27 protein-coding genes and 1 riboswitch are annotated in these 25,245 nt (G+C 70.7%); of the genes, 21 read left to right on the plus strand and 6 right to left on the minus strand.

What is annotated here, in order from left to right; all coding sequences use genetic code 11:
- Positions 1–76: 76 nt before the first annotated feature.
- Positions 77–174: riboswitch (glycine riboswitch) on the minus strand.
- A gap of 177 nt (positions 175–351) precedes the next feature.
- From ACFYZZ_RS29235 to ACFYZZ_RS29280, 10 genes are all read left to right on the plus strand, one after another.
- Positions 352–1,020 carry an AAA family ATPase gene (locus ACFYZZ_RS29235; RefSeq protein WP_389182022.1) on the plus strand — a complete coding sequence of 223 codons (669 nt, stop codon included), beginning with the start codon at positions 352–354 and terminating at the stop codon, positions 1,018–1,020.
- 75 nt (positions 1,021–1,095) lie between these two features.
- The gene (locus ACFYZZ_RS29240) at positions 1,096–1,887 is read left to right on the plus strand and encodes an enhanced serine sensitivity protein SseB (RefSeq protein ID WP_389182025.1); all 792 of its coding nucleotides are present in this window, start codon (positions 1,096–1,098) and stop codon (positions 1,885–1,887) included.
- A gap of 186 nt (positions 1,888–2,073) precedes the next feature.
- Complete coding sequence (locus tag ACFYZZ_RS29245; protein ID WP_389182683.1) at positions 2,074–2,841, plus strand: enhanced serine sensitivity protein SseB C-terminal domain-containing protein; 768 nt, start codon at positions 2,074–2,076, stop codon at positions 2,839–2,841.
- A gap of 361 nt (positions 2,842–3,202) precedes the next feature.
- On the plus strand, positions 3,203–4,201 hold the full coding sequence (locus ACFYZZ_RS29250) for an ABC transporter permease (protein ID WP_389182027.1): 999 nt from the start codon (positions 3,203–3,205) through the stop codon (positions 4,199–4,201).
- Between the two features lie 29 nt (positions 4,202–4,230).
- A complete protein-coding gene (locus tag ACFYZZ_RS29255; protein WP_389182030.1) occupies positions 4,231–5,979 on the plus strand; it encodes an ABC transporter substrate-binding protein in 1,749 nt (582 codons plus the stop codon).
- Between the two features lie 90 nt (positions 5,980–6,069).
- A complete protein-coding gene (locus ACFYZZ_RS29260; protein WP_389182033.1) occupies positions 6,070–7,080 on the plus strand; it encodes an ABC transporter permease in 1,011 nt (336 codons plus the stop codon).
- Positions 7,077–8,165 (plus strand): ABC transporter ATP-binding protein, encoded by a 1,089-nt coding sequence (locus ACFYZZ_RS29265; RefSeq protein WP_389182036.1) that lies wholly within the window; start codon positions 7,077–7,079, stop codon positions 8,163–8,165. The genes ACFYZZ_RS29260 and ACFYZZ_RS29265 overlap by 4 nt, the downstream gene beginning before the upstream one ends.
- A complete protein-coding gene (locus ACFYZZ_RS29270; protein WP_389182039.1) occupies positions 8,162–9,484 on the plus strand; it encodes an ABC transporter ATP-binding protein in 1,323 nt (440 codons plus the stop codon). The genes ACFYZZ_RS29265 and ACFYZZ_RS29270 overlap by 4 nt, the downstream gene beginning before the upstream one ends.
- A 99-nt stretch (positions 9,485–9,583) precedes the next feature.
- Complete coding sequence (locus ACFYZZ_RS29275) at positions 9,584–10,975, plus strand: M1 family metallopeptidase (RefSeq protein ID WP_389182042.1); 1,392 nt, start codon at positions 9,584–9,586, stop codon at positions 10,973–10,975.
- 47 nt (positions 10,976–11,022) lie between these two features.
- A complete protein-coding gene (locus ACFYZZ_RS29280) occupies positions 11,023–11,682 on the plus strand; it encodes a trimeric intracellular cation channel family protein (RefSeq protein WP_389182045.1) in 660 nt (219 codons plus the stop codon).
- On the opposite strand, the gene ACFYZZ_RS29285 is transcribed toward ACFYZZ_RS29280, so the two are convergent.
- Complete coding sequence (locus ACFYZZ_RS29285) at positions 11,591–12,856, minus strand: alpha/beta hydrolase (protein WP_389182048.1); 1,266 nt, start codon at positions 12,854–12,856, stop codon at positions 11,591–11,593. The two genes, ACFYZZ_RS29280 and ACFYZZ_RS29285, sit on opposite strands and share 92 nt — an antisense overlap.
- A 185-nt stretch (positions 12,857–13,041) precedes the next feature.
- Here ACFYZZ_RS29285 and ACFYZZ_RS29290 point away from each other — a divergent pair, with 185 nt between their 5' ends.
- The gene (locus ACFYZZ_RS29290) at positions 13,042–13,941 is read left to right on the plus strand and encodes a thioesterase family protein (protein WP_389182051.1); all 900 of its coding nucleotides are present in this window, start codon (positions 13,042–13,044) and stop codon (positions 13,939–13,941) included.
- A 14-nt stretch (positions 13,942–13,955) separates the two neighbouring features.
- Here the strand turns inward: ACFYZZ_RS29290 and ACFYZZ_RS29295 are convergent, their stop codons facing one another.
- Entirely contained in the window at positions 13,956–14,546 is a 591-nt protein-coding gene (locus tag ACFYZZ_RS29295) for a TIGR03086 family metal-binding protein (protein WP_389182054.1), read from the minus strand.
- Positions 14,547–14,711: 165 nt separating this feature from the next.
- Here ACFYZZ_RS29295 and ACFYZZ_RS29300 point away from each other — a divergent pair, with 165 nt between their 5' ends.
- Positions 14,712–15,692 carry a helix-turn-helix transcriptional regulator gene (locus tag ACFYZZ_RS29300; protein ID WP_389182057.1) on the plus strand — a complete coding sequence of 327 codons (981 nt, stop codon included), beginning with the start codon at positions 14,712–14,714 and terminating at the stop codon, positions 15,690–15,692.
- A gap of 140 nt (positions 15,693–15,832) precedes the next feature.
- The gene (locus ACFYZZ_RS29305) at positions 15,833–16,225 is read left to right on the plus strand and encodes a hypothetical protein (RefSeq protein WP_389182060.1); all 393 of its coding nucleotides are present in this window, start codon (positions 15,833–15,835) and stop codon (positions 16,223–16,225) included.
- 98 nt (positions 16,226–16,323) lie between these two features.
- On the opposite strand, the gene ACFYZZ_RS29310 is transcribed toward ACFYZZ_RS29305, so the two are convergent.
- Entirely contained in the window at positions 16,324–16,950 is a 627-nt protein-coding gene (locus ACFYZZ_RS29310) for a TetR family transcriptional regulator (RefSeq protein ID WP_389182062.1), read from the minus strand.
- 145 nt (positions 16,951–17,095) lie between these two features.
- Between ACFYZZ_RS29310 and ACFYZZ_RS29315 the strand changes: the two genes are divergently transcribed.
- The 3 genes from ACFYZZ_RS29315 to ACFYZZ_RS29325 all read left to right on the plus strand — a co-directional run bounded on the left by ACFYZZ_RS29315 (position 17,096) and on the right by ACFYZZ_RS29325 (position 19,409).
- Positions 17,096–17,263 (plus strand): hypothetical protein, encoded by a 168-nt coding sequence (locus ACFYZZ_RS29315; protein WP_386576612.1) that lies wholly within the window; start codon positions 17,096–17,098, stop codon positions 17,261–17,263.
- 32 nt (positions 17,264–17,295) lie between these two features.
- Positions 17,296–17,574, plus strand: a complete 279-nt coding sequence (locus ACFYZZ_RS29320) for a DUF4190 domain-containing protein (protein ID WP_386576611.1) — start codon at positions 17,296–17,298, stop codon at positions 17,572–17,574.
- 665 nt (positions 17,575–18,239) lie between these two features.
- Positions 18,240–19,409, plus strand: a complete 1,170-nt coding sequence (locus ACFYZZ_RS29325) for a cysteine desulfurase family protein (protein ID WP_389182066.1) — start codon at positions 18,240–18,242, stop codon at positions 19,407–19,409.
- 55 nt (positions 19,410–19,464) lie between these two features.
- Here ACFYZZ_RS29325 and ACFYZZ_RS29330 read toward each other — a convergent pair whose 3' ends face one another.
- The gene (locus ACFYZZ_RS29330) at positions 19,465–20,139 is read right to left on the minus strand and encodes an N-acetylmuramoyl-L-alanine amidase (RefSeq protein ID WP_389182069.1); all 675 of its coding nucleotides are present in this window, start codon (positions 20,137–20,139) and stop codon (positions 19,465–19,467) included.
- A gap of 59 nt (positions 20,140–20,198) precedes the next feature.
- Between ACFYZZ_RS29330 and mnmA the strand changes: the two genes are divergently transcribed.
- Positions 20,199–21,329 (plus strand): tRNA 2-thiouridine(34) synthase MnmA, encoded by a 1,131-nt coding sequence (gene mnmA, locus ACFYZZ_RS29335; RefSeq protein WP_389182072.1) that lies wholly within the window; start codon positions 20,199–20,201, stop codon positions 21,327–21,329.
- A gap of 9 nt (positions 21,330–21,338) precedes the next feature.
- On the opposite strand, the gene ACFYZZ_RS29340 is transcribed toward mnmA, so the two are convergent.
- Positions 21,339–22,121, minus strand: coding sequence for an alpha/beta fold hydrolase (locus tag ACFYZZ_RS29340; RefSeq protein ID WP_389182075.1), 783 nt, complete (start codon positions 22,119–22,121; stop codon positions 21,339–21,341).
- 37 nt (positions 22,122–22,158) lie between these two features.
- Complete coding sequence (locus ACFYZZ_RS29345; protein ID WP_389182078.1) at positions 22,159–22,482, minus strand: DUF427 domain-containing protein; 324 nt, start codon at positions 22,480–22,482, stop codon at positions 22,159–22,161.
- A 51-nt stretch (positions 22,483–22,533) separates the two neighbouring features.
- On the opposite strand from ACFYZZ_RS29345, the gene ACFYZZ_RS29350 reads away from it, so the two are divergent.
- From ACFYZZ_RS29350 to ACFYZZ_RS29365, 4 genes are read left to right on the plus strand one after another with little or no spacing between them, the layout of a single operon-like run.
- Positions 22,534–23,070: a TIGR00730 family Rossman fold protein gene (locus ACFYZZ_RS29350; RefSeq protein WP_389182081.1), complete on the plus strand. Its 537-nt coding sequence runs from the start codon at positions 22,534–22,536 to the stop codon at positions 23,068–23,070.
- A gap of 19 nt (positions 23,071–23,089) precedes the next feature.
- On the plus strand, positions 23,090–23,779 hold the full coding sequence (locus ACFYZZ_RS29355) for an SDR family oxidoreductase (protein ID WP_386576604.1): 690 nt from the start codon (positions 23,090–23,092) through the stop codon (positions 23,777–23,779).
- Complete coding sequence (locus ACFYZZ_RS29360; protein ID WP_389182084.1) at positions 23,776–24,201, plus strand: hypothetical protein; 426 nt, start codon at positions 23,776–23,778, stop codon at positions 24,199–24,201. The genes ACFYZZ_RS29355 and ACFYZZ_RS29360 overlap by 4 nt, the downstream gene beginning before the upstream one ends.
- A gap of 32 nt (positions 24,202–24,233) precedes the next feature.
- Positions 24,234–25,241: a methionine synthase gene (locus ACFYZZ_RS29365; protein ID WP_389182087.1), complete on the plus strand. Its 1,008-nt coding sequence runs from the start codon at positions 24,234–24,236 to the stop codon at positions 25,239–25,241.
- Positions 25,242–25,245: the final 4 nt, after the last annotated feature.

The raw sequence follows: 25,245 nt of genomic DNA on the forward strand, positions 1-25,245 counted from the left end.
GAGACCGCCACAGGGACGATCACGGCTTGCACCTTGGGTGGAGCCACTGACACAGCGGCCCGCTTTTCAGATGTGCCTCGCCCGCGCGGTAACGGGGCCTGAGAGATTCAAGGGAGGGACTTGCTCCTTCGGCGCCCCAGCGAAGGCTGCTGGGAACTCTCCCGCGCGGATTCAAACGGCCGGTATGCAGTTGGCGGGCACATCATTGCACGCCTCACCCCCACCCGTCAGGGCCGCATCTGTAACCGACCTGTGGCAGTACGCGCACCGAACCACTGGACGCGGCGCATTACCTTCTCTTTACATGTGATGGGCAGGGGATGACCGAGCCCACAGGGGAGGACGATCACGGTGAACAGGACCACGGCCTACGCCACCACCACCGGCATCGCGGTGCCGAAGCAGCCCTCCGCCCCGGCCCGCGAGCGCTGCGCCGACCGCCCGGCCCCGGTCGTCCGCGACCTGCGCGACCGCGCGGGCCGCAGCCCGCACGCCCTGCTCTTCGGGCCCGCCGACCTGGTCGTGATCACCGGCCTGCCCGGCAGCGGCAAGTCCACGCTGATGCACCGCGCGGTCCCCGGCCACCGCATCGACTCCCAGGACACCCGCGACAGCTGGGACGCCCGCATGCCCCGCCTCCTCCCCTACGCGCTCTACCGCCCCCTGGTCCGCCTCGCGCACTACGCCGGACTGCGCCGCGCCCTGCGCACCGGCGAGGGAGTCGTCGTCCACGACTGCGGCACCCAGCCCTGGGTGCGCTCCTGGCTGTCCCGCGAGGCCCGCCGCCGCGGCGGCACCCTGCACCTGCTCCTTCTCGACGTCACCCCCGGCACGGCCCGCGAGGGCCAGCGCGAGCGCGGCCGCGGCGTGTCCCGGTACGCCTTCAGCCGCCACCGCCGTACGACCGCCCGGCTGCTGCGCGCGGTGGAGCGCGGCGAGCTGCCTGCCGGCTGCGGCTCGGCGGTGCTGCTGGACCGGGACGCGGCGGACGTCCTGCACCGCATAGCCTTCACCGGCTGATCGGACCGGTCACTGTCACAGGCACCCGCTAGCCTTTTGCTCCACAGCATGGTTCCCAGCAGGCGGTAGAGGCAGATGGACTTCCCGGCGGACACTCCCGCGGACTTCCCGGCACAGACGCACCCCCACCCGCACGGCGGTTGGCCCGGCAATGAGCTGGAGGAGGTGCTCTCGGCCTCCCTGGGCATACCCTCCGCGGGCGGCCGGATCATCGAGGTGCTGGGCCGCAGCTTCCTCTGGATCCCCCTGCCGAGCGGCGGCGGCCCGCAGAGCGGCCCCCTGGACCTGCCCACGATGGACATCGAGGGCCAGGTGTACGTCCCGGTCTTCAGCTCCGAGGAACAGCTCCGCCAGGCGACCGGCTCCCACATGTCGTACACCATCGCCCCGGCGGTGGAGTTCGCCCGCGGTCTGCCCCCGCAGGTCGGCATCGCGCTCAACCCCGACGGCGTGGTCGGCATCCCGCTGCCGCCCGAGGCGGTGGCCGAGCTGTGCCGCGTGGACCGCACCCCGCTGGACGGCCCCGGCTCGGGCGGCCGGGTCCGCCTCTTCGAGCCCGACTGGCAGGACGACCCGGTCGACTTCCTGGCCGCCGCCTCCGCCGAGTTCGCCGCGACCGGCGTGGTCCTCACCGCCCGCCGCTGCCTCGCCGCCATCGAGACGGCCGACCCCGTCATGTTCGTGGGCGTGGAACTCTCCCAGTGGGAAGGCGACCTACGAGTCCTCCCCCTGGACGCCCTCGGCAAGGCCCTCGGCAAAGTCCCGGTCAAGTGGCCCGTCAACCTGGTCCTCCTCGACGTGGCCCAGGACCCGGTGGCCGACTGGCTCAGGACAAACGTGCGCCCCTTCTACCAGTCCGGACACTAGAAGCCGACATAGGGGCAGCCAACTCAGGGGCGCGGGGAACTGCGCGAGAACCCACCACGAACCCGCACTCGCCGACGAACATGAGGCCCCGAGCTACTCGGCGCTTAAGCTGTGTCCAAACGCGGGGCAAGAATTGAAGGGGCGGTAAGACAGGTGAGCGCGAGCCCAAGCGGCAGCGTCGAGCACATGCTGCGCCAGGTCACCCCCGGGCGCTACGACGCCTACGAGGCACTGCTGCGCGCCCTCGCCACTCCCTCCTCCGGCCAGATCTGGATGCTCCTGTGGCACGGCCAGGCCGGCTCGCCCGACGCCCAGTACGGAAACATGGAGGTCGACGGCTTCAGCTACGCCCCCTGTGTGACCTCCGCCCAGGAACTCTCGGCGAGCGGCTGGAACCGCTCCTACGAGGTGGTCGACGGACTGGACGTGGCCCGGACCCTCTATCCCGACCACTTCGGCCTCTGGCTCAACCCGCACGCCCAGGGCGGCGGCGTCGGCATCCCCTGGCTGGACCTGCGCCGCATCGCCACCGGCCTGGACCGGCAGCCGGCCGGCCCCCTGCGGCTGTCCGAACCCGGCATCGAGATCCCGCAGTTCTACGCCCTGCTCGCGCAGAACGCCCACCGCACCCCGGCCCTGCGCTCCCTGCGCCGCGCCTGGGTGCAGCCCGCGCTCGGGGCGCCGTACCTGGTCATCGGCCTGGACGTGTACGACACCTCGCCGGCCGCGGTGGACTCGGTGCGCGCGATGATGCAGCAGTCGGTCGGCGCGGTCCCGGACGGGCTGCCGGTGTCCACGGTCGCGATGACCGACGACTACGACCCGGTCGTGATGTGGATGCGGGCCAACGCCCGCCCGTTCTACGACCGTGAGGCCCACGCGGCCGCCCCGCAGCCCCAGCCGCAGGCCCCGGCCGCCGGATACGGATATCCGCCCGTGCACGGCGCCTACTGAGCGGCGCCACCGCGCCCCACCAGGGCATTCCCTGTCCGCCTGGACGCCCGTCGCATGCGACGGGCGTCTTTGCGTGAGCGCCTGCGCGCCAGGTCGAGGGCGACGAGTGACTGGTCATCGGGTGTGCTGGGCGCGTTCGCCGGTCGGTTTCGGAGGTTCGGATAACGGAACCCCCATGGCCGCATCACGGTTATGCATACTTTCGCCTTGGGCTCTGGCGGGTGATCGCAGCCACGTTGAAGACTCCCCACTCAAGGCACACGAGGCGCTCACCTCGTGGTCGAGTGCAAGTCGATAAAGCCGCAAACCATCGCGGCAGACGCGGGCCGGGCAACAACCGGCTAGAGGGGTCGGGTTCACAGTGACCGCACCGATCGAGACCACCGGAGCCGAGGCTGAGACCCCGCCCGAGGCTGTGCTCGCCGGGGTCAAGAAGGCTCAGATCGAAGGGCGTTCACTCACACAGATCGCCTGGACCCGTTTCAAACGGGACAAACTGGCCGTGGCGGGCGGTGTCATCGTCATCCTGCTCGTGCTGATGGCGGTCCTCGCGAAGCCGATCGAGTGGGCTTTCGGGCTGGACCCCAACCAGTTCCACCAGGACCTCATCGACCCGGCTCTGCTGGCCCCCAAGGGCAGCTGGGGCGGTATGAGTTGGGACCACCCGCTGGGCGTGGAGCCGCAGTACGGCCGTGACATGCTCGCCCGCATCATCGAGGGCTCCTGGGTCTCGCTGCTGGTCGCCGGCGGAGCCACCCTGCTGTCCGTGATCATCGGTACCGTGCTCGGCGTCGTCGCCGGCTACTACGGCGGCTGGGTCGACAGCGTCATCAGCCGGCTGATGGACACCTTCCTGGCGTTCCCGCTGCTGCTGTTCGCCATCGCCATCTCGGCCTCTGTGCAGGACGGTTTCTTCGGGTTCAACGGGCTGTCGCTGCGCATCGGCGTGCTGATCTTCGTGATCGGCTTCTTCAGCTGGCCGTACATCGGCCGTATCGTGCGGGCCCAGACGATGAGCCTCGCCCGGCGCGAGTTCGTGGAGGCCGCCACCAGCCTGGGCGCCCGCGGCCCGTACATCCTGTTCCGCGAACTGCTCCCCAACCTCGTCGCGCCGATCCTCGTCTACTCGACGCTGATCATCCCGACGAACATCCTCTTCGAGGCCGCGCTGAGCTTCCTCGGAGTCGGTATCGCACCGCCGCAGGCTTCTTGGGGCGGAATGCTCAGCAACGCCGTGGATCTCTACACAGCGGATCCGCAGTTCATGTTCGTGCCCGGACTGGCGATCTTCATCACTGTCCTGGCATTCAACCTGCTGGGTGACGGGCTGCGTGACGCGCTCGACCCTCGCAGCAAGTGATCCACATCGATCGAGGGGGCATTCCTCACGTGAAGACGAGAAGGGTTACCGCCGCTATTGCGACGGTCCTGGCGGTCTCGCTCGGCGCTGCCGCGTGCGGCGGCGGTAAAGACAGCAACGACAACAGCGGTGGTGGCGCCGGCAAGAAGGACGCGGCGCTCAACTCCATCGTCAACGCGTCGAGCAAGAAGGGGGGGACGCTCAACCTCGAGGACTCCGACGTTCCGGACTCCCTGGACCCGGGCAACACGTACTACGGCTTCGTGCAGAACTTCTCGCGTCTGTACGCCCGTACGCTCGTCACCTTCAAGCCGGCTGCCGGCAAGGACGGCCTCACCGTCGTCCCCGACCTCGCCGACTCCCTCGGCAAGGCCAGCGCCGACGCCAAGACCTGGACGTACCACCTGCGTTCGGGCCTGAAGTTCGACGACGGCACGCCGATCACGTCCAAGGACGTCAAGTACGCGGTCGAGCGCTCCAACTTCGCGCCCGAGGCCCTGTCCAACGGTCCGACGTACTTCAAGGCGTACCTGAAGGGCGGCGACAAGTACAAGGGCCCGTACAAGGACAAGAAGGGTCTCGACTCGATCGAGACCCCGGACGACCAGACGATCGTCTTCCACCTGGCCAAGCCGTTCGCCGACTTCGACTACCTGGCGACCTTCTCCCAGACGGCCCCCGTGCCGCAGGCGAAGGACGACGGCGCGAAGTACGTCCAGCACATCGTGTCCTCCGGCCCCTACAAGTTCGCCTCGTACGAGGAGGGCGCCAGCGCCTCCCTCGTCCGCAACCCGAACTGGGACCCGAAGTCGGACCCGATCCGCAAGGCGCTGCCGGACAAGATCAACGTCAAGTTCAAGGTCAACCCGGTCACGGTCGACAACGACCTGCTCGCCGACAAGATCACGGCCGACATCACCGGCGCCGGTGTGCAGCCGCAGACCCAGCCGAAGATCCTGAACGGCAAGTACGCCAAGCAGACGGACAACTCGTACGCGGGCGCCACGGGCTACATGGCCCTGAACCTGCACGTCGCTCCGTTCGACAACGTCCACTGCCGCAAGGCCGTCCAGTGGGCCCTCGACAAGCAGTCGGTCATCGACGCCATGGGCGGCTCGCCCAAGGGCGACGTGGCCACCACGCTGCTGCCGCCGTCGGTCAACGGCTACACCAAGTTCGACAGCTACGCCACGGCGGGCCACAAGGGTGACGCGGCCAAGGCCAAGGACGAGCTGAAGCAGTGCGGCAAGCCGAGCGGCTTCTCCACCACGCTGACGGCCCGCGCCGACCGCCCCGCCGAGGTCGCGGCCGCCACGGCCATCCAGAACTCGCTCAAGGGCGTCGGCATCAAGGTCGACATCAAGCAGTTCCCCTCCGGCAAGTACTTCTCCAACTTCGCCGGTGTCCCGAGCTACGTCCACCAGCACAAGCTCGGCATGATGATGATGGCGTGGGGCGCCGACTGGCCGACCGGCTACGGCTTCCTGGACCAGATCATCGACGGTTCGGCCATCAAGCCCTCGGGCGGCAACAACCTGATGGAGCTGAACGACCCGAAGATCAACAAGGCTCTGTCCGACGCCATCTCCAACACCGACTCCGCGGCCCGCACCAAGGCCTGGGGCGACATCGACAAGATGGTCATGGACAACGCCTCGGTCGTCCCGCTGATCTACCGCAAGAACCTGCTGATCAGGCCTACGTCCGCGACCAACGTCACGGTCACGCAGGCGTACCTCGGCATGTACGACTACACGCTGCTGGGCTCCTCCAAGTAACAGCAGGCCGGATACCCCTGAAAGGCAGGTGAAGGCCCCGGGCGGCCGGGACGGACACACTCCGTCCCGGCCCCCCGGAGCCGCACAGCTGTGGCTGCGTACATCATCCGACGCGTCTTCGGCGCCTTGGTGCTGCTGCTGGTGGTCAGCGCAGTCACCTTCGCAATCTTCTTCCTGGTCCCCCGCCTGGGCGGCCAGACGGCCACCCAGCTGGCCACCCAGTACGTCGGCAAGGACGCCAACCCCGAGTCCATCGCCGCGATCAAGAAGAACCTGGGCTTCGACCAGCCCATCTACATCCAGTACTGGGACTACATCAAGGGCCTGTTCGTAGGCGCCGACTACAAGTTCGGTCCCGACGCGACGCATTGCAGCGCCCCCTGCTTCGGGTACTCCTTCAAGAATCACATCGAGGTGTGGCCGGAGCTCTCCAAGCGCATCCCGGTCTCCTTCTCGCTGGCCGTCGGCGCGGCCGTGATCTGGCTGATCTTCGGTGTGACCACCGGCGTCATCTCGGCGCTGCGCAAGGGCAAGCCCGTCGACCGCATCTCGATGTTCATCGCGCTCGCCGGCGTCTCGCTCCCGATCTTCTTCACCGGCCAGGTCATCAACGCGCTGTTCATCTACCAGTGGCCCATCTGGGACAGCACCGACTACGTGCCCTTCACCCAGAACCCGGGTGAGTGGGCCTGGCACCTGCTGCTGCCCTGGGTCAGCCTCGCGTTCCTCTTCTCCGCCACCTACGCCCGGCTCACCCGGGCGGGCATGCTGGAGACGATGAGCGAGGACTACATCCGGACGGCCCGGGCCAAGGGCCTCAAGGAGCGCACGGTCGTCACCAAGCACGGCCTGCGCGCGACCCTCACCCCGATCGTCACCATCTTCGGCATCGACTTCGGCACCCTCATCGGTACCGCGGTGCTCACCGAGACGGTCTTCTCCCTCCAGGGCGTCGGTGCGTACTCGATCAAGGCCATCCAGGAGAACGACCTGCCCATCGTGATGGCCGTGACCCTGGTCGCCGCCTTCTTCATCGTCTTCTCCAATCTGGTCGTCGACCTGGTGTACGCAGCCATCGACCCCCGCGTGAGGTACTCGTGAGCAAGCTCGAAAAGGCGGCGCTGGGCGAACCGGCCGAGGACGTCGCCGCCCCTTCCGACGCCCAAGACGCGTTCCTCTCCGTTCGCGATCTGCGCATCCACTTCAACACCGACGACGGTCTGGTCAAGTCGGTGGACGGTGTCAGCTTCGACCTGCGGCGCGGCCAGACCCTGGGCATCGTGGGCGAGTCGGGCTCCGGCAAGTCCGTGACGTCCCTCGGCCTCATGGGTCTGCACCGCGCGGCGAACGCCAAGGTCTCCGGCGAGGTGTGGCTGGACGGCCAGGAACTGATCGGCGCCGACCCGGACGAGGTGCGCCGGCTGCGCGGCCGCAAGATGGCGATGATCTTCCAGGACCCGCTGTCCGCGATGCACCCGTACTACAAGGTCGGCGACCAGATCATCGAGGCCTACCGGGTCCACAACAAGGTCAGCAAGAAGGTGGCCCGCACGCGCGCCATCGAGATGCTCGACCGGGTCGGCATCCCCGAGCCCGCCAAGCGCATCGACGGCTACCCGCACGAGTTCTCCGGCGGTATGCGCCAGCGCGCCATGATCGCGATGGCGCTGGTCAACAACCCCGAACTGCTCATCGCGGACGAGCCGACCACCGCCCTCGACGTGACCGTCCAGGCGCAGATCCTCGACCTGATCCGGGACCTGCAGAAGGAGTTCGGCTCCGCGGTCATCATGATCACGCACGATCTCGGCGTGGTCGCCGAGATCGCCGACGACGTCCTGGTGATGTACGGCGGCCGGTGCGTGGAGCGCGGACCGGTCGGGGAGATCTTCGACCAGCCGCAGCACCCCTACACCTGGGGCCTGCTCGGCTCGATGCCGCGCATCGACCGCGAGACCGCCGACCGGCTCATCCCGGTCAAGGGCCAGCCGCCGAGCCTCATCAACGTCCCCTCGGGTTGTGCCTTCCACCCGCGCTGCCCGTACGCGGACCTCCCCAAGGGGAACGTCACCCGCACGGTGCGCCCCGAGCTGCAGCAGGTGGAGGGCGGCCACTGGTCCGCCTGTCACCTCTCGGCCGAGGACCGCACGCGGATCTGGACCGAAGAGATTGCGCCGAAGCTGTGAGTGAGACGAACAAGAAAGACACCGTCGAGGACGGCGCCGGGAAGGCCACGATCCCGCAGCAGGCGTCGGCTCCCCAGGACGGTTCCGTCGAGCGTGAGGTGCTGCTCCGGGTCACGGGCCTGAAGAAGCACTTCCCGATCAAGAAGGGCCTCCTGCAGCGCCAGGTCGGCGCCGTGAAGGCGGTCGACGGCATCGACTTCGAGGTGCGCAAGGGCGAAACCCTGGGCGTCGTCGGCGAGTCGGGCTGCGGCAAGTCGACCATGGGCCGGGTCATCACCCGGCTCCAGGACCCGACCAGCGGCACGATCGAGTTCGAGGGCCGGGACATCACGCGGCTGAGCACCGGGAAGATGCGCCCGATGCGCCGCGACGTCCAGATGATCTTCCAGGACCCGTACGGCTCCCTGAACCCCCGGCACACCATCGGCTCGATCGTCTCGGCGCCCTTCCGGCTCCAGGGCGTCGAGCCCGAGGGCGGGGTGAAGAAGGAGGTCCAGCGGCTCCTGGAGCTGGTCGGCCTCAACCCCGAGCACTACAACCGCTATCCGCACGAGTTCTCCGGCGGTCAGCGCCAGCGCATCGGCATCGCCCGCGCGCTCGCCCTGAAGCCGAAGCTGGTCGTCGCCGACGAGCCGGTGTCCGCGCTGGACGTGTCGATCCAGGCTCAGGTCGTCAACCTCATGGACGACCTCCAGCAGGAACTGGGCCTGACGTACGTGATCATCGCGCACGACCTGTCCGTCGTCCGGCACGTCTCGGACCGGATCGCGGTGATGTACCTCGGCAAGATCGTCGAACTCGCCGACCGCAACTCGCTGTACGAGGCGCCGATGCACCCGTACACCAAGGCGCTGATGTCGGCCGTGCCGATTCCCGACCCGAAGCGGCGGGGCACCAAGGACGAGCGCATCCTGCTGCGCGGTGACGTCCCGTCGCCGATCGCGCCGCCCTCCGGCTGCCGTTTCCACACCCGGTGCTGGAAGGCGACGCAGATCTGCAAGACGACCGAGCCGCAGCTGCTGGAGCTGAAGCCCGGTCAGCGGGTCGCCTGCCACCACCCGGAGAACTTCGCCGACCAGGCCCCGCAGGACACGGTCCTGCTCACGGCGGCGAAGGAGGCTTCCGAGCTGGTCGGTGAAGCGGTCCTGGAGGAGTCGGCGGAGACGTCGGCGGCGGTGGCCGCCGAGGTCGCGGCGGCTGAGGAGGCCGACGCGGCTGAGGAGGCGTCGGCCGAGGCCGAGGCGTCCGAGGCTGCGCCCGAGGCGGCCGAGGAACCCGACTCGGAGGAGTCGGAGTCCCAGGAGTCAACCGACAAGTAGCGCATGACAACTGGGCAAAGTCATGTACATGCCTGAACGGGAGAGTGCAGAGTCGTCCGTGTCCGTCCACCGACAGGCACACGCTCGAAAGGGACGACCATGGCACTCTCCCGTTCGGCACGCTTAGGGGCCGTCGCCACCGCGGCGGCCTCCTTCCTGGTCATCGCCGCCGCTCCCGCCCCCACCGCGGGCGCACCCGGCATCGGCGACCCGTACTTCCCGCAGCTCGGCAACGGCGGCTTCGACGCCCGCCACTACGACCTGGACATCGCCTACGACCCGGGCACCGGCCGCCTGGACGGCCGTACGACCCTCACCGCCCGCGCCACCCAGAACCTCTCCTCCTTCGACCTCGACCTGCAGCAGCTGGACATCACGAAGGTCGAGGTCGACGGCAGGCGCGCACAGTTCACCCGCGACGGCGACGAGGTCACCGTCACCCCGCGCGGCACCCTCGCCGAGGGCCGCGAGTTCACCGTGTCCGTCACCTACGGCGGCATACCCGAGCCGCTCGGCGGCCCCATCGTCTTCGGCTCGAAGTACGGCTGGATGAAGACCGCCGACGGCGTCTTCGTCGCCTGCGAGCCCAACGCCGCCTCCACCTGGTTCCCGTCCAGCGACCATCCCGCCGACAAGGCCACCTACGACATCCGGATCAAGGCGCCCAAGGGCCTGACCGGCGTCTCCAACGGCCGGCTCGTGTCGACGTACGACTGGGGCGACTCGACGTACACGCACTGGCGCGAGAGCCGGCCCATGGCCACCTACCTCGCCACCGCCACCATCGGGAAGTTCGACGTGCGGACCGGCCGCACCCCGGGCGGCATCCCGATCTACGTCGCCATCGACCCCGTCCTGAAGAACAGCAACAACGTCGACGTGTACGCCGTCACGGCCGCCGCCACCGACTACTGGTCGCAGGTCTTCGGGCCCTACCCCTTCGAGGAGACCGGCGCGATCGTCGACGACATGCCCGAGGCCGGGTTCTCGCTGGAGGTGCAGAGCAAGCCCGCCTACTCGGCCGTGCGCAACGAGACGACCATCGTGCACGAGCTGGCCCACCAGTGGTTCGGCGACTCGGTGAGCGTGGACCGGTGGAAGGACATCTGGCTCAACGAGGGATTCGCCACCTACGCCCAGTGGCTGTGGGCGGAGCACCAGGGCACCCGCTCGGCCCACGACTCCTTCCTCGCCGCGTACAACGCGCGCCCCGCCGACGCGGCCTTCTGGCAGATCGAGGTGGCCGACCCGCAGCGCGACACGATGTTCGCCTCCGCCGTCTACCAGCGCGGCGCGATGACCCTGCAGGCGCTGCGGGAGCGGATCGGCGACGAGGCGTTCTTCCGGCTGCTGCCCCGGTGGACCCGGCTCCACCGGTACGGCAACGCGGACACGGCCGACTTCGTCCGCCTCGCCGAGCGGATCAGTGGGCAGCAGCTGGACGATCTCTTCGACACCTGGCTGTTCACGACAGGCAAGCCGACCCTCTAGGCCTGGCTTTGTAAGGTTCACACGCTCTGACAGGTAAGAATGTCAGGGTGCAGCTGCAACAACTCTTCAGTCCCTCTGTCCAGCACACGCTCGATGTCATCGGCATCTTCGTGTTCGCGATCTCCGGCGCCCTGCTGGCCGTCCGGAAGAACTTCGACGTGTTCGGCATCGCCGTGCTGGCCGAGGTCACCGCGCTGGGCGGAGGGCTGTTCCGCGACGTGATCATCGGGGCCGTGCCCCCGGCCGCCTTCACGGACCTCGGGTACTTCTTCACCCCGCTGCTCGCCGCGCTCGTGGTCTTCTTCCTGCATCCGCACGTGGAGCGCATCCAGTCGGCGGTGCTCGTCTTCGACGCGGCCGGCCTCGGCCTGTTCTCGGTCACCGGCACGACGAAGGCGTACTCCTACGGCCTCAACCTGACCGCGTCCGCGACCCTGGGCCTCGCCACCGCGGTCGGCGGCGGCGTGCTCAGGGACGTGCTCGCCAACGAGGTTCCCTCGCTGCTGCGCTGGGACCGCGACCTGTACGCGGTCCCGGCCATCGTCGGCGCCACCATGGTGGTGCTGTGCATCCACTACGACGTCCTGACCTCGTTCACCAGCGGGCTCGCGGTGGTCACCGCTTTCGCCCTGCGCCTGCTGGCGATGAGGTACCACTGGCGAGCGCCGCGCGCGTGGAACCGTCGCTCGACGGTGTCGGAGGAGTAGACCCGGCGGACCTGCCGGTCCCGGTGAGGGACCGGTCCGCGCCCCTGGCACGGTTCTGACCCATCTCCAGGGTCAGCCAGCGGAACACCGTGGTGACCTGCGGCCGCCACAGCGCCATGGTGTGCCCGCCCGCGCTGCGCGGCAGGAACACCACGTGCACGGTCGTCGGCGCCTTGGCGACGGACTCCAGTGCCACACCCGCCTGGTAGCCGTCGCCGGACTCGCCGGAGAAGTACAGCGCGATCCGGGGCGGTACGGGCGCCTTCTTGAGAAGCAGGTAAGGGTTGTTCTCGGCGCGCAGCGTGGGGTTCTGGGCGGCGAGGGAGTTGCGCTCGCCTATCGGGTCGTTGTAACCCGACATGCTCACTGCGGCCCGGTATCGGTCCGGGTGCGCCACGGCCAGCTTGACCGCGCAGTGCGCGCCCGCCGAGTACCCGGCCACCGCCCAGCCCTGCGGGGCCGGCTGGGCCCGGAAGTTGTCCATGACCATCTTCGGCACGTCGATGCTGAGCCAGCTGTCGGCGTTGACCTGGCCGGGGATGTTGGCGCAGCCGGTGTCCACGCCGGCCAGCAGGTTGGTGCGCGGGGCGACCAGGATGAAGGGCGCCACCCGGCCGCTCCTCATCAGCGACAGCAGCTGCTCGTGCGTCTTCATCGACCCGAACCAGGCCTTCGCCGAGCCGGGGTAGCCCGGCAGCAGCTCCACGACCGGGAACTTCTTGTTGCGGTAGGCCGGCTCGTTGTACTGGGGCGGCAGCCAGACGTAGACCTCGGCGTTCACGCCGGAGACCCGGCCCTTGAGCTGGGTGACGCGCACCCCGCCGGCCGCGTGCATACCGGGACCGTCGGCCTGCTCGAAGTTCTGCCTGACCTTGGGCAACCGTTTCAGCGCTATGCCGCCGGTACCGTCCCGGCCGAGGTCGGCGGCCTGCTGGACGTGGTTGCCGGTGCCGAACAGGTCGGCCCAGTTGTCGTACAGGTTGTTCTGGTTGTTGACCAGCGTGAACACCAGCGTGACGGCCGTGCCCTGGGCGAACAGCAGCATCAGCACCCGGGCGGCGGCACGCAGGGGCCTCGGCCCCCGCATCCTCGACCACAGGACGAGCGGCAATATGACGGCGACCACGGAGAGCACGATGGTCGTGTAGAGGAACGGAGTCCCGGTGAGGCTCATGTCCCGATAGAGGGGAAACGGGGGCCCGGGGTTGTGGACGTGTCGGGACACTTACCTAGAAATTGCCGGAACCTCACCCGGTGGGAGGGCCTCGCCCCATCCTGCCATCCGCCCGGTGGGATCTTGTCATCCGCCCGCAACACGCAAAGCTACCGCTTAGTAATTTCCTGTTGTACGGTTCAGTCATGCCAGAAGCAGCTTCCGCACCCTCCCCCACTCTCGGCTTCGCTCGAGCGGGGGGACCCCCATCGTCGCGGGCCGTGATCGGCGACAGCGAGTTCGACCGCGACACCGCGGTCACCCGGCGCGAGCCCGGGGTCTACGACATCGACCTCTCCGCCGGCTGGACCATCATCAACGCCGTCAACGGCGGCTATCTGCTGGCCGTGCTCGGCCGGGCCCTCGCGGACGCCCTCCCGCACCCGGACCCCTTCACCATCTCGGCGCACTACCTGACCGCGTCCCAGCCGGGCCCGGCGGTCATCCGCACCGAGCCGGTCCGCACCGGCCGCACCCTCTCGACCGGCCAGGCATCGCTCTTCCAGTACGACGAGGAGGGCAACGAGGTCGAGCGCATCCGCGTCCTCGCCTCCTACGGCGACCTCGCCGCCCTGCCCGACGACGTCCGTACGACGGCGACCCCGCCCGCGATCCCGCCGCTGGACCAGTGCTTCGGCCCGGACGACTCGCCCGCCCCGATCCCGGGCAGCTCGGCCATCACCGACCGGCTCATGCTGAAGCTCGACCCCGCCACCCTCGGCTGGGCGCTGGGCGCTCCCTCCGGCAAGGGGGAGATGCGGGCCTGGTTCGGCCTCGCCGACGGCCGCGACGCCGACCCGCTCTCCCTGCTCCTCGCGGTGGACGCCCTCCCGCCCACCGCCTTCGAGATCGGCATCAAGGGCTGGGTGCCCACGGTCGAACTCACCGTCCACGTCCGCCACCGCCCGGCCCCCGGCCCGCTGCGCGTGTCGATCACCACGCGCAACCTGGCCGGCGGCTTCCTGGAGGAGGACGCGGAGGTCTGGGACAGCGAGGACCGCCTGGTCGCCCAGTCCCGTCAGCTCGCCCGAGCCCGACTCACCTGACCGGTGCGGGCCGGTCAGGCCCGGTCCAGGGGCCGGCGGCCCATCCAGGCCGCCAGCTGCTCGTAGACGTCCGCTCCCTCGGGTGCCTGGTGGCGGGCGTCGAAGGGAGTGTCCTCGTCGCGGGGGCGGGAGTCGGGCAGCACCTGGCGGGCGGTGGCCAGTGCGAACTCGGCCAGCTCCGGGTCGAGTTCTCCGGGGTGGCCGAGGGCCTCGGAGAGGTCCCAGGTGTGGGTCACGATCTCCATGACATAACCGGAGAGTGCCGCGTGGCCGGGGACCTCGCCCCAGGGCACGCGCACCGCGCTCGTCATCCGCTCGTCGGTCTCCCAGGCCCTCAGGACGCGGACGCGCACCTCGTCGTAGGCGGCCGCCCAGCCGTCGTCCGCGATGCCCTCGGCGAACGACTGCATCGCGAGCCCGTCGCCGCCCTCGCCGACCACGGCGATCCGCCGGGTGCCGCCGACGATGTGGCTCAGCAGGGTCCGTACGTCGAACTCGATACAGGGCGTGGGGCCGTCGAGCTGTTCGGGGCGCACCGTCTTGATGAGCGCGGCCGCCTGCTCGGTGGCGCGGGTGTAGACGGGGCGCGGGTCGATGGTGTTCATGGGATGCCTCTCCGTAGGTCGGTGCAGTGAGGTTCCCTCGATAACTTGACAGTTTCCGTCAGGTTTTTCCCCGTCAGGGTTTTTCGCGCCAGAACTCTCCCCGGACGACCCGGCACCGCCGCCGTGAAATTGCTCCGGCCACCCGCTCGGCGGGATCCTGTCGGCGTGAAGTCCGACCGGCTGCTGTCGATCCTGCTGCTCCTGCAGACCCGGGGCCGCGTCCCCGCGCACGAACTCGCCGACCGGCTGGAGGTGTCGGTCCGCACCATCTACCGGGACATCGAGGCGCTGTCGGCCTCCGGCGTCCCCGTGTACGCCGAGCGCGGCCGGCACGGCGGCATCGAACTCCTCGCCGGATTCCGCACGGACGTCACCGGCCTCACCGCCGACGAGTCCCGCGCCCTGTTCATCCTCGCCGCCCAGGGCGCCCACGCCGCACTCGGCCTCGACGCGGCGCTCGGCTCGGCCCTGCGCAAGGTGATGGCGGCCCTGCCGGCCCCGCACCGGCCCGCCGCCGATGTCACCAGCCGCCGCATCCTGGTCGACGCCACCCGCTGGCGCAGCGGCCCGCAACAGGCCGTCGACCTGGAGGTGCTCCAGGAGGCGGTGTTCTCCGACCGGCGGCTCAAGCTGCGCTACCGGCACAGCGGGGAGCAGGAGCCGCGGACGTACACCGTGGACCCGTACGGCCTGGTTGCCAAGGCCGGGGTCTGGTACCTGGTCGCCGACCGGCGCGGCGCCCCCCGGCTGTTCCGTGCCGACCGGGTGCGCTCGGCACGCCTGCTGGACGACCCGGTGCGGCGCCGGACCGGTGTCGAACTCGGCGACGTCTGGGAGGTGCTGCGCCGCCAGGTGGAGGAACGCCCGGAGGACGGGATCGACGTCACGATACGGATCCGGCGCGAGCGGCTCGACATGTTCCGGCGCATGGCCACCGGGCAGCTGACCGAACTCCCCGACGACGACGGCGAGGGCGACTGGGTCACCGCCCGGCTGTCGTACCCGGTGCTGCGCGCCGTGCGCCAACTGCTCGCGTTCTCCGACCAGGTGGAGGTGCTCGACCCGCCCGAGGCGCGCGCGGAGCTGCTGCGGGCGGTCCGTTCCGTCACGGCCTTGTACCAGGGGGCGGCCCGGGTCGAGGGATGAAATCCCAGGTGAGCAGCGGTACTTGAGGCGCACTTTACCCGATCGACAGGCGACGGACAGGCCGGTCCCAAGAACGCCCTAACCGCCCTTGGTTGAGTGCCCGCCTCAGGATTCCCTCATCTTCCGCGGAGCTGACTCTCATGAAGCGTGCACGCCTCGTCCCCACCGTAGCCCTGCTGGCGCTGTCCTCGCTGCTGCTCACCGCGTGCGGCTCGGGCGACTCCTCCTCCTCGACCAGCGGCAACTCCGGCGGGCAGGCCTGCCAGGCGCCGTCCGGCATGCCGACCGGCGGCACGGGCCGCCGGCCGAGCGGGGCACCGTCCGGGGCGCCTTCGGGTGCCTCCACGGCCAAGCCGACCGGGTCGCCGTCGGCCCGGCCGAGCGGAGCACCCTCGGGCATGCCGAGCGGCGCGCCCGGCGGAGGCCAGGGTGGTCCCGGGGGCGGCCAGGGCGGTGGCTGCGGCGGTCCGGGCGGGGGACAGGGTGCAGGGCAGGGCGGGGCGCAGGCCGGGGGACAGGCTCAGCAGGGCTGATCGACGGGGTCGTACGGCGACGGGGGCGGTGCGCTCGGCGGGACGGGCGCACCGCCCCTGCGCGTGTGCCGCGGCCGGTCGGTCCAGCTCGGTCCAGCTCAGTCCAGCCAGTGCCGGCGGCCGATGCTGATGAGCCGCATCTGCCGGGTGGCTTGCTGGGCGACGCGCTCCCGCTCGTCTGCGGTTCCCTCCAGGGTCTCGAGGAAGAGCGAGGCGGTGATGAGCATCTGGTCGACGTAGAGATGCGCGAGCATCAGCACGTCGTCGTCGCTCCAGCCTTCGGCCTGCGGGTCCTTGGCCAGCTCGGCCTTCACCTCCTCGGCGAACCGGGCCAGTTGGGACTGGATGGCTTCGCGCACGGGCTGCACCCCGCCGTGCCGCTCGCGGGCGATGAAACGGACGTGGGCGGGATGGGCGTCCACGTGGTGCGCGATCAACTCGATCGCGCGCGTGATGCGCTCCTCGCTGTCGCCCGCCGTGGACACCGTCGTCCGCACCATCGGGTGCAGGCTGCCGAGAGCCTCGTCGACCAGGGCGACGCCGAGGTCGGCGGTGGAGCGGAAGTGCCGGTAGAAGGCGGTCGGGGCGACACCGACGGCGCGGGTGACCTCGCGCAGACCGAGGCTGCTCAGGCTCTGTTCCTCCAGCAGCGCGAGCGCTGCGTCCAGGAAAGCCTGCCGGGTCTTCTGCTTCTGGGCCTGCCGGATGCCGAGGGTGTGACTCATGTCATCCAGTTAACAACTGTTCTCTGGAATTTTAAAGCCGTGGGAGGCGCTAGACTCGAAGTCAGTGAACAACTGTTACTACAACTGTTCACCGAAACTTCACAGAAGCCAGACCCAAGGCATCTCGGAGGGGGGATCTGATCCCATGTTGTTCCTCGTCGTCGCACTCATGCTGCTCGGCGTCGTACTGGGCACCGTCGCTCACGTACCGCTGACCGTCACCGTCACCGCGGCCGCTTTCATCGCCGCCTGGCTCGCCGTCTTCGCGATCCGCGAGCGCCACAGCCGCCGCCGCGGCACCTCGGTCAACTGACCTTCCGGAACGACTTCCAGGAGCTGAGCACCATGCAACTCACCGCACCGGCCACCGGCCGCACCGACACCCGCTCGCAGGCGCGGGACGCCGACGGGATGGCCGTCGCGTCCTTCATCCTCGGCCTTCTCGGCCTGCTCGTCCTCAACATCTTCCTCGGCCCGATCGCCATCGCCCTGGCCGCCGTCGCCCTCTGGCGCGGCACGACCCGCCGCGGCCGCGCCTACCTGGGCCTGACCCTGGGCATCGCGGACCTGGCAGTCCTGGTGATCGCCATGGAGATGTCCCACACGGTGTCCTGGAGCCTCTGAGCCCAAGCACCACCGCCCGAAGGCACCAGGGCCCCGAGGACGACGGGGCACAGCCGCACAGCCGCAGTGCAGGCTGTCGTGCAGTCGATCGCCGTGCAGTCGACCGCCGTATCGCCGACCGCGGTGTCGGACCGCTGTGTCGCCGGTCGCAGTGCCGTCGACCGCCGTATCGCCGACCGCCGCACCGCTGTGACGCCGCACTGCCGACCGCCGCACCGCCGACCGTCGTGTGGCCGAGCGTCGTGCCGTCGACCGCCGTGGCGACACACCGCAGGCCGTCGTGTCGCTGACTGCCGTGCCGTCGACGTCGTGTGGCCGACCGTCGTATCGCCGACCGCCGACCGCCGACCGCGGACCGCCGACCGCCGACCGCCGACCGCCGACCGCCGCACCCCCGGCCGCCGTGTCGCCCCCCCCGCCGTGGGCAGACGTTCCGCTGGGCGGAACGGGTGGGCACGGCCGACAGTGCCGGGCACGCCGCCAACGCCGCCAGGTGCAGCTCACGCAAGGCGCACCCGCAGCCGACGCAAGCCACATCAGCAGCCGACCTAAGCCACATCAGCAGCCGAGGCAAGCCGCACTCGCCCCCCGCAAGGCGCCGCACGGCAACTGCACCCACTCCGAGGCCAAGCCCAACTGCAAGGCCTCGTAGAATCGGGCTCACCATGGCTTACCTCGACCACGCCGCCACGACCCCGATGCTCCCGGAGGCGGCAGAGGCCCTGACCGCCCAGCTGAGCATCACCGGCAACGCGTCCTCCCTGCACGCCTCCGGCCGCCGGGCCCGCCGGACGGTCGAGGAGTCCCGCGAAACCCTCGCCGAAGCACTGGGCGCCCGCCCCAGCGAGGTCGTCCTCACCTCGGGCGGCACCGAGTCCGACAACCTCGCGGTGAAGGGCCTGTACTGGTCCCGCCGCGACGCCGACCCGGCCCGCACCCGCGTCCTGGCCAGCCCCGTCGAGCACCACGCCGTACTCGACGCCGTGCACTGGCTCGGCGAACACGAGGGCGCCACCGTCGAGTACCTCCCCGTCGACTCCTACGGCCGCGTCCACCCCGAGGCCCTGCGCGAGGCCATCGCCCGCAACCCCGAGGACGTCGCCCTGGCCACCGTGATGTGGGCCAACAACGAGATCGGCACGGTCATGCCGGTCCGTGAACTCGCCGACGTCGCAGGCGAGTTCGGCATCCCCCTGCACGCCGACGCGGTCCAGGCCTTCGGCCAGCTCCCGGTCGACTTCGGCACCTCCGGCCTCGCCGCGATGACGGTGTCGGCCCACAAGATCGGCGGCCCCTACGGCATCGGGGCGCTGCTCCTCGGCCGCGAGTACACCCCCGTACCCGTCCTGCACGGCGGCGGCCAGGAACGCCACGTCCGCTCCGGCACCCTCGACGTCCCCGCCGTCGCCTCCTTCGCGGTGGCCGCCCGCGTCGCCGCCGAGCATCAGGAGTGGTTCGTCAGCGAGATCGGCGCCCTGCGGGACCGGTTGATCGAAGCCGTCCGCACGGCCGTGCCGGACGCCATCCTCGGCGGCGACCCGGCACCCGGGGGCCGCCTCCCGGCCAACGCCCACTTCACCTTCCCGGGCTGCGAGGGCGACTCCCTGCTGCTCCTGCTGGACGCCCAGGGCATCGAGTGCTCCACCGGCTCCGCCTGCACCGCGGGCGTGGCCCAGCCCAGCCACGTCCTGCTGGCCACCGGCACCGACCCGGACCTGGCCCGCGGCACCCTGCGCTTCTCCCTCGGCCACACCTCCACGGAGGCCGACGTCGAGGCCCTCGCGAAGGCGATCGGGCCGGCCGTGGAGCGGGCACGGGCGGCGGGGCTGACGTAGCGGCGGCGGGGCCGACGCAGAACCGGCGGAGCCGACGCAGGACCGGCGTGACGCCTCAGGCCCGCGCCTGCCGCACCAACCCCAGATAGCGGTCCCAGTCCCAGTGGCGCCCCGGGTCCGTGTGATCCGTCCCCGGCACCTCCACGTGCCCGATGACGTGCTCCCGGTCGACGGGTATGCCGTAGCGCCGGCATATCGCCGCCGTCAGCCGCGCCGAGGCCGCGTACATCGCGTCCGTGAAGGAGGCGGCGTCCTCCACGAAGCCCTCGTGCTCGATGCCGACGCTGCGCTCGTTGTACTCCCGGTTGCCCGCGTGGAACGCCACGTCCAGCTCGCGGATCAGCTGGGTGATCCGGCCGTCCTTGCGCACGATGTAGTGCGCCGCGGCGCGGTGCGCGGGGTCCTGGAAGACCTTCACCGCCGACGCGTACCCGCCCTGGGTGACATGGATGACCACCCGGTCGATGCGGTAGTCGTCCGGCCGGTCCGCCCGCCGGTAGTTCGCCGCCGAGGCCGGCACCCAGCGCGCGCCCCGGAAGTCGACGGCCCCGGCCACCCGCTGCTTCTCCACCCCGGGCAGCCGCCACCACAGCCGGGACAGCTCGTCCCGGGCCAGCACGGCCGTGCCCACGGCGGCCGCGGCCCCGCCGATGAGCAGGGCACGCCGCCCCAGGCGCCGGCCCGCATCCTTCGCCGGCGCCTCGGTCGTCTCCTCAGCCGTCGCCCCCATGTGATCGTCAACGCATATCCGGCGGCCCCGGTTCCCGCGCCCCGTACTCTGGAAGGGCTATGACTGACACCCTGCAGCGCCCCCGCCCCCTCCGCGTCCTCGCCGCCATGTCCGGCGGGGTCGACTCCGCCGTCGCCGCCGCGCGGGCCGCGGAAGCCGGCCACGACGTCACCGGCGTCCATCTCGCGCTCTCCGCGAACCCTCAGTCGTTCCGCACCGGCGCGCGGGGCTGCTGCACCATCGAGGACTCGCGCGACGCCCGCCGCGCCGCCGACGTCATCGGCATCCCGTTCTACGTGTGGGACCTCGCCGACCGCTTCCGCGAGGACGTCGTCGAGGACTTCATCGCCGAGTACGAGGCCGGCCGCACCCCCAACCCCTGCCTGCGCTGCAACGAGAAGATCAAGTTCGCCGCGCTGCTGGACAAGGCGCTGGCCCTCGGCTTCGACGCCGTCTGTACCGGTCACTACGCGAAGGTGATCCTCAAGGAGGACGGCTCCCGCGAGCTGCACCGCGCCTCCGACATGGCCAAGGACCAGTCGTACGTCCTCGGGGTCCTGGACGAGAGGCAGCTCGCCCACGCGCTGTTCCCGCTCGGCGACACGGTCACCACCAAGGAGGAGATCCGCGCGGAGGCCGAACGCCGGGGCCTGGCGGTCGCCAAGAAGCCCGACTCGCACGACATCTGCTTCATCGCCGACGGCGACACCCAGGGCTTCCTGGCCCAGCGGCTCGGCAAGGCCGAGGGCGACATCGTCGACGAGTCCGGGGCCAAGGTGGGCACGCACGAGGGCGCGTACGGCTTCACGATCGGCCAGCGCAAGGGGCTGCGCATCGGCACCCCGGCCGCCGACGGCAAGCCGCGCTACGTCCTCGACATATCGCCGGTGAACAACACGGTGACCGTGGGCCCGGCCGCCGCCCTGGACGTCACCGCGCTGACCGCGATCAAGCCGCGCTGGTGCGGCAGCGCCCCGTCCGGCCCCGGCACGTACACCGCCCAGCTCCGTGCCCACGGCGGCGAGACCGAGGTCACCGCGGAACTCGTCGACGGCGAACTGCGGGTCAGCTTCACCGAGCCGGTCCGGGGCGTCGCCCCCGGCCAGGCGATCGTGCTGTACGACGGCACGCGCGTGGTCGGCTCGGCGACGATCGCGTCGACCACACGCGCGGCGGCAGCGGCGGTCTGACCGGCCCGCTCACCGGGTGAGGAACTCGGCCAGCACGGGGCCGAGGACGCCCGGTTCCACCATGTGCGTCTGGCCCTCCAGCACGCGGTACGTGCCCTGCGGCACCGCCTCCGCGACCGCTTGGCACGCCCTGTGCATCCACTCCGCGCTCGCGCCGCCCGCGACCGACAGCACAGGCACGGAGATCCCGGCCAGCCGCTCGCGCGGCAGCAGGCCGTCGCCCATGACCGCGTCGTCGTACGCCAGGCTCGGTGCGACGGCCTCCATGCCGGCCCACATGGGCGACTCACGCGCGCCCCGGATCATCTCCTCGCCCAGGCCCGTCAGCCGCAGGAACAGCTCCACCGCGTCCCCGCGCCGGCCCTCGGCGAGCGCCTTGTGCAGGTTCTCCTTGTACGCGGCCTCCCGCTCGGCACCGCCGTCCAGGAAGTCCGCGAACGGCACCTCGTACACGGCGGCCTGACGCACCGGCAGACCGCTCGCCGCCGCCTCCAGCACCAGCGCACCGCCCGAGGAGACCCCGAACAGCGCCTGCGCACCGCCCACCGCCTCGATCAGCGCGGCCAGGTCCTCGACCTCGCGCCGCACCGCGTACGGCGCCGTGTCCCCGCTCCCGCCGCGGCCCCTGCGGTCGTAGACGACGGCCGTGCAGCGGTCCGCGAGCCGGTGCGCCAGGGGCGTCACGGTGCCGCCGGTGGACATCGCGCCGCTCACCAGGATCACCGTCGGCCCCTGGCCGATCACTCCGTACGCGAGAGAGGTGCCGTCGCGGGAAGTCGTCATCTTGTCCATGCCGGTGCAGACTGCCGTACGGCACGGAAATCAGCGGTCACGACACGTCGACCTCGTAGAAGCAGTAGTGGTCCCGGATCTCCGCCACGCCCGGCTTCGGATCCGGGTACGCCCACACCAGGTCGGGCGCGTCCGGCAGCGACCAGTAGGACGCGGTGCCCTTGAACGGGCAGACCGTGTGGGTGCCGGAGGGCGTGAGCAGATCGAGGCGGACGTCCTCGGCGGGTATGTAGTAGCGCACCGGCGAGCCGGTCTCGCGCAGTACGAGGGGACGGTCGGTCTCCGCGAGCACCTGGTCGCCGTGCACCACGCGCACGTGCTGCTCGCCCTTTTCGATGGTGATCGTGTGTCCTGTGGCCATGTCCTCACAGCGCGCGCGGGCCCGTACTTCTTCCCGCGTACGGTGAAGGACATGAACATCTGCGTCTTCCTCTCCGCCGCCGACCTCGACGAGCGCTACACGGGCCCCGCGCGCGACTTCGCGAAACTGCTCGGCAAGGGCGGGCACACCCTGGTCTGGGGCGGCTCCGACGTCGGTCTGATGAAGGTGGTCGCCGACGGGGTGCACGAGGCGGGCGGCAGGCTGCTGGGCGTCTCCGTGGAGTTCCTCGCGGCGAAGGTGCACCCCGACGCCGACGAGATGGTCGTCGCCGCCGACCTCGCCGAACGCAAAAGGCTGCTCCTGGAGAAGGCGGACGCCGTGGTGATCATGGTGGGCGGCACCGGAACGCTCGACGAGGCCACCGAGATCCTGGAGCTGAAGAAGCACGGCCACACCGAGAAGCCGGTGGTGCTGCTGAACACGGCCGGCTTCTACGACGGCCTCCAGGAGCAGTTCCGCCGCATGGAGGCCGAGGGCTTCCTGCCCCGCCCGCTGTCCGAGCTGGTCTTCTTCGCCGACGAGCCGGCCGCCGCACTGGCCTACCTCGAAGAGTCTTTGCGCGCCTGATGATGCGAGCATGGCGGGCATGGCTACACATGTGATCACCGGGGCCGGTTCCGGCATCGGCGCGGCCGTCGCCCGCCGTCTGCACGCGCGCGGGGACGACATCGTCCTGCACGCGCGCGACGCCGGCCGCGCGAAGGAGCTGGCCGCCGAGTACCCCGGGGCGCGCACCCTGGTGGGCGACCTGGCCGACCCCGACAAGCTCTCCTGGGCCTTCTCCCACCAGGCGCTCCCGGACCGGGTCGACTCGCTGCTGCACATCGCCGGAGTCGTGGACCTCGGCGAGGTCGGCGAGCTGACCCCCAAGACCTGGCGCCACCAGCTCAACGTCAACCTGGTCGCCCCGGCCGAGCTGACCCGGCACTTCCTGCCCCAGCTCCGCGCCGCCCGCGGCCATGTGATCTTCGTCAACTCCGGTGCCGGCCTCAACGCCCACGCCGGCTGGTCCGCGTACGCCGCCTCCAAGCACGGTCTGAAGGCCCTGGCCGACTCCCTGCGCCACGAGGAGCACGGCAACGGCGTCCGCGTCACCTCCGTCTACCCCGGCCGCACGGCCAGCCCCATGCAGGCCAAGGTCCACCAGCAGGAGGGCAAGGACTACGACCCCGCCCAGTGGATCGACCCCGAGTCCGTCGCTACGACGATCCTGATGGCCCTGGACCTGCCCAGGGACGCGGAGGTCAACGACCTGACGGTGCGACCGGGGCGGTGACACGGGACGGCGGGAGCGGGTCTGCGGTACCGGACGGCAGGCGCGGGGCGAGCGCCGACGAGGTCCTGGCCTGGCTGGAGGAGACCTGGTCCCGGACCGAGGCCGCGCTGATCCTGGCGGGCGGGCACGGGCGCGGCAGGCTCGCCGACCGGGAGGTCCTCGGCGAGGTGTTCGCCCCGGCAGGCCTCGCACAGCTGCGCGCGCTCACCACCGTCGGCGAGTTCACCGGTGACATCTGCCGGTGCCCGGGCAGCCTGACGGTGGCGCTGCTGGACGCCGACTGCGAGTTCACCGGCGCCGGCAGCCTGCACGGCGGCACCGACCTCTCCTGGGAGCGCGGCCGCTTCCGCAACAACCTCGCGGTGGCCGATCCGGAGGGCCTGTGCGCCCTCCTGCGCCGGTACGGCGCTTACTGGTTGTGAGGGCACCGGCCGACGTTACGTACCCTGCCTGGGTGAGCGAAAACAGGGAGTTCAGGTTCGCCGGAGCCACCGGCATCGGGTCCATGCCCGGAGGGGACGCGCGGGAGGCCGCCAAGACCGTCACCGGCAGCTTCGAGGACTTCGCGTTCCTGCCCGAGCTGCCCGCCCGCGGCCCCGGCGCCGACATGATCGGACGGACCGCGGGCATGCTCGTCGAGCTGTACGCGCGCGTGGAGCCCAGCGGCTGGCGGATCGGCGACCGGCCGGGCCGCGACACCAAGCGGGCCCGGTCCTGGCTGGGCGAAGACCTCGACGCCCTGGAGGAGTTCACCCAGGGCTACGAGGGTGACCTCAAGGTGCAGGCGGTCGGACCGTGGACGCTGGCCGCCGCCCTGGAGCTGAGGAACGGCGAGTCCGCCCTGTCCGACCCCGGCGCCTGCCGCGACCTCGCCGGCTCGCTGGCGGAGGGCCTGCGGCTGCACCTCGCCGAGATGCGGCGCCGTGTCCCGGGCGCCCGGCTCGTCCTCCAGCTCGACGAGCCCTCCCTCACCGCCGTACTGCGCGGTCAGGTCCGCACCGCCAGCGGCTACCGCACGCACCGGGCCGTGGACCGGCAGGTCGTGGAGGCCACCCTGCGCGACGTCATCGGGGTGCACGACGGCGGACCCGTCGTGATCCACTCCTGCGCGCCCGACGTCCCGTTCGCCCTGCTGCGCCGGGCCGGAGCCGCCGCGCTCTCCTTCGACTTCTCGCTCCTCACCGAACGTGACGACGATGCCATCGGCGAGGCCGTGGAAGGCGGCACGCGGCTGTTCGCCGGTGTCGTCCCGGGCACGGACGGCCCATTGTCAGACCCTGCGGGTAGCGTCATGGGTGTCAGGACGCTGTGGCGCAGGCTGGGGCTGCATCCGGGGTTGCTCGCGGAGGCGGTCACCGTCACCCCGGCGTGCGGTCTCGCGGGCGCTTCCCCCGCCTACGCACGCCAGGTGCTCGCCCACTGCGTCCGGGCGGCGAGATCACTCGCGGACAACCCAGAGTAACGGG

Source organism: Streptomyces sp. NPDC001816 (assembly GCF_042892235.1).
In the GTDB taxonomy this organism is placed as follows: Bacteria; Actinomycetota; Actinomycetes; order Streptomycetales; family Streptomycetaceae; genus Streptomyces.

Excerpts from the sequence above, each read along its gene's own strand:
- ACFYZZ_RS29320 (WP_386576611.1), top strand. The coding sequence starts at position 17,296 with ATGCAACTCACCGCACCGGCCACCGGCCGCACCGACACCCGCTCGCAG.
- ACFYZZ_RS29310 (WP_389182062.1), bottom strand. The coding sequence starts at position 16,950 with ATGAGTCACACCCTCGGCATCCGGCAGGCCCAGAAGCAGAAGACCCGG.
- ACFYZZ_RS29315 (WP_386576612.1), top strand. The coding sequence starts at position 17,096 with ATGTTGTTCCTCGTCGTCGCACTCATGCTGCTCGGCGTCGTACTGGGC.
- ACFYZZ_RS29345 (WP_389182078.1), bottom strand. The coding sequence starts at position 22,482 with ATGGCCACAGGACACACGATCACCATCGAAAAGGGCGAGCAGCACGTG.
- ACFYZZ_RS29245 (WP_389182683.1), top strand. The coding sequence starts at position 2,074 with ATGCTGCGCCAGGTCACCCCCGGGCGCTACGACGCCTACGAGGCACTG.
- ACFYZZ_RS29330 (WP_389182069.1), bottom strand. The coding sequence starts at position 20,139 with ATGGGGGCGACGGCTGAGGAGACGACCGAGGCGCCGGCGAAGGATGCG.
- ACFYZZ_RS29305 (WP_389182060.1), top strand. The coding sequence starts at position 15,833 with ATGAAGCGTGCACGCCTCGTCCCCACCGTAGCCCTGCTGGCGCTGTCC.
- ACFYZZ_RS29340 (WP_389182075.1), bottom strand. The coding sequence starts at position 22,121 with ATGGACAAGATGACGACTTCCCGCGACGGCACCTCTCTCGCGTACGGA.
- ACFYZZ_RS29355 (WP_386576604.1), top strand. The coding sequence starts at position 23,090 with ATGGCTACACATGTGATCACCGGGGCCGGTTCCGGCATCGGCGCGGCC.
- ACFYZZ_RS29325 (WP_389182066.1), top strand. The coding sequence starts at position 18,240 with ATGGCTTACCTCGACCACGCCGCCACGACCCCGATGCTCCCGGAGGCG.
- ACFYZZ_RS29285 (WP_389182048.1), bottom strand. The coding sequence starts at position 12,856 with ATGAGCCTCACCGGGACTCCGTTCCTCTACACGACCATCGTGCTCTCC.
- ACFYZZ_RS29290 (WP_389182051.1), top strand. The coding sequence starts at position 13,042 with ATGCCAGAAGCAGCTTCCGCACCCTCCCCCACTCTCGGCTTCGCTCGA.
- ACFYZZ_RS29295 (WP_389182054.1), bottom strand. The coding sequence starts at position 14,546 with ATGAACACCATCGACCCGCGCCCCGTCTACACCCGCGCCACCGAGCAG.
- mnmA (WP_389182072.1), top strand. The coding sequence starts at position 20,199 with ATGACTGACACCCTGCAGCGCCCCCGCCCCCTCCGCGTCCTCGCCGCC.
- ACFYZZ_RS29350 (WP_389182081.1), top strand. The coding sequence starts at position 22,534 with ATGAACATCTGCGTCTTCCTCTCCGCCGCCGACCTCGACGAGCGCTAC.
- ACFYZZ_RS29275 (WP_389182042.1), top strand. The coding sequence starts at position 9,584 with ATGGCACTCTCCCGTTCGGCACGCTTAGGGGCCGTCGCCACCGCGGCG.
- ACFYZZ_RS29240 (WP_389182025.1), top strand. The coding sequence starts at position 1,096 with ATGGACTTCCCGGCGGACACTCCCGCGGACTTCCCGGCACAGACGCAC.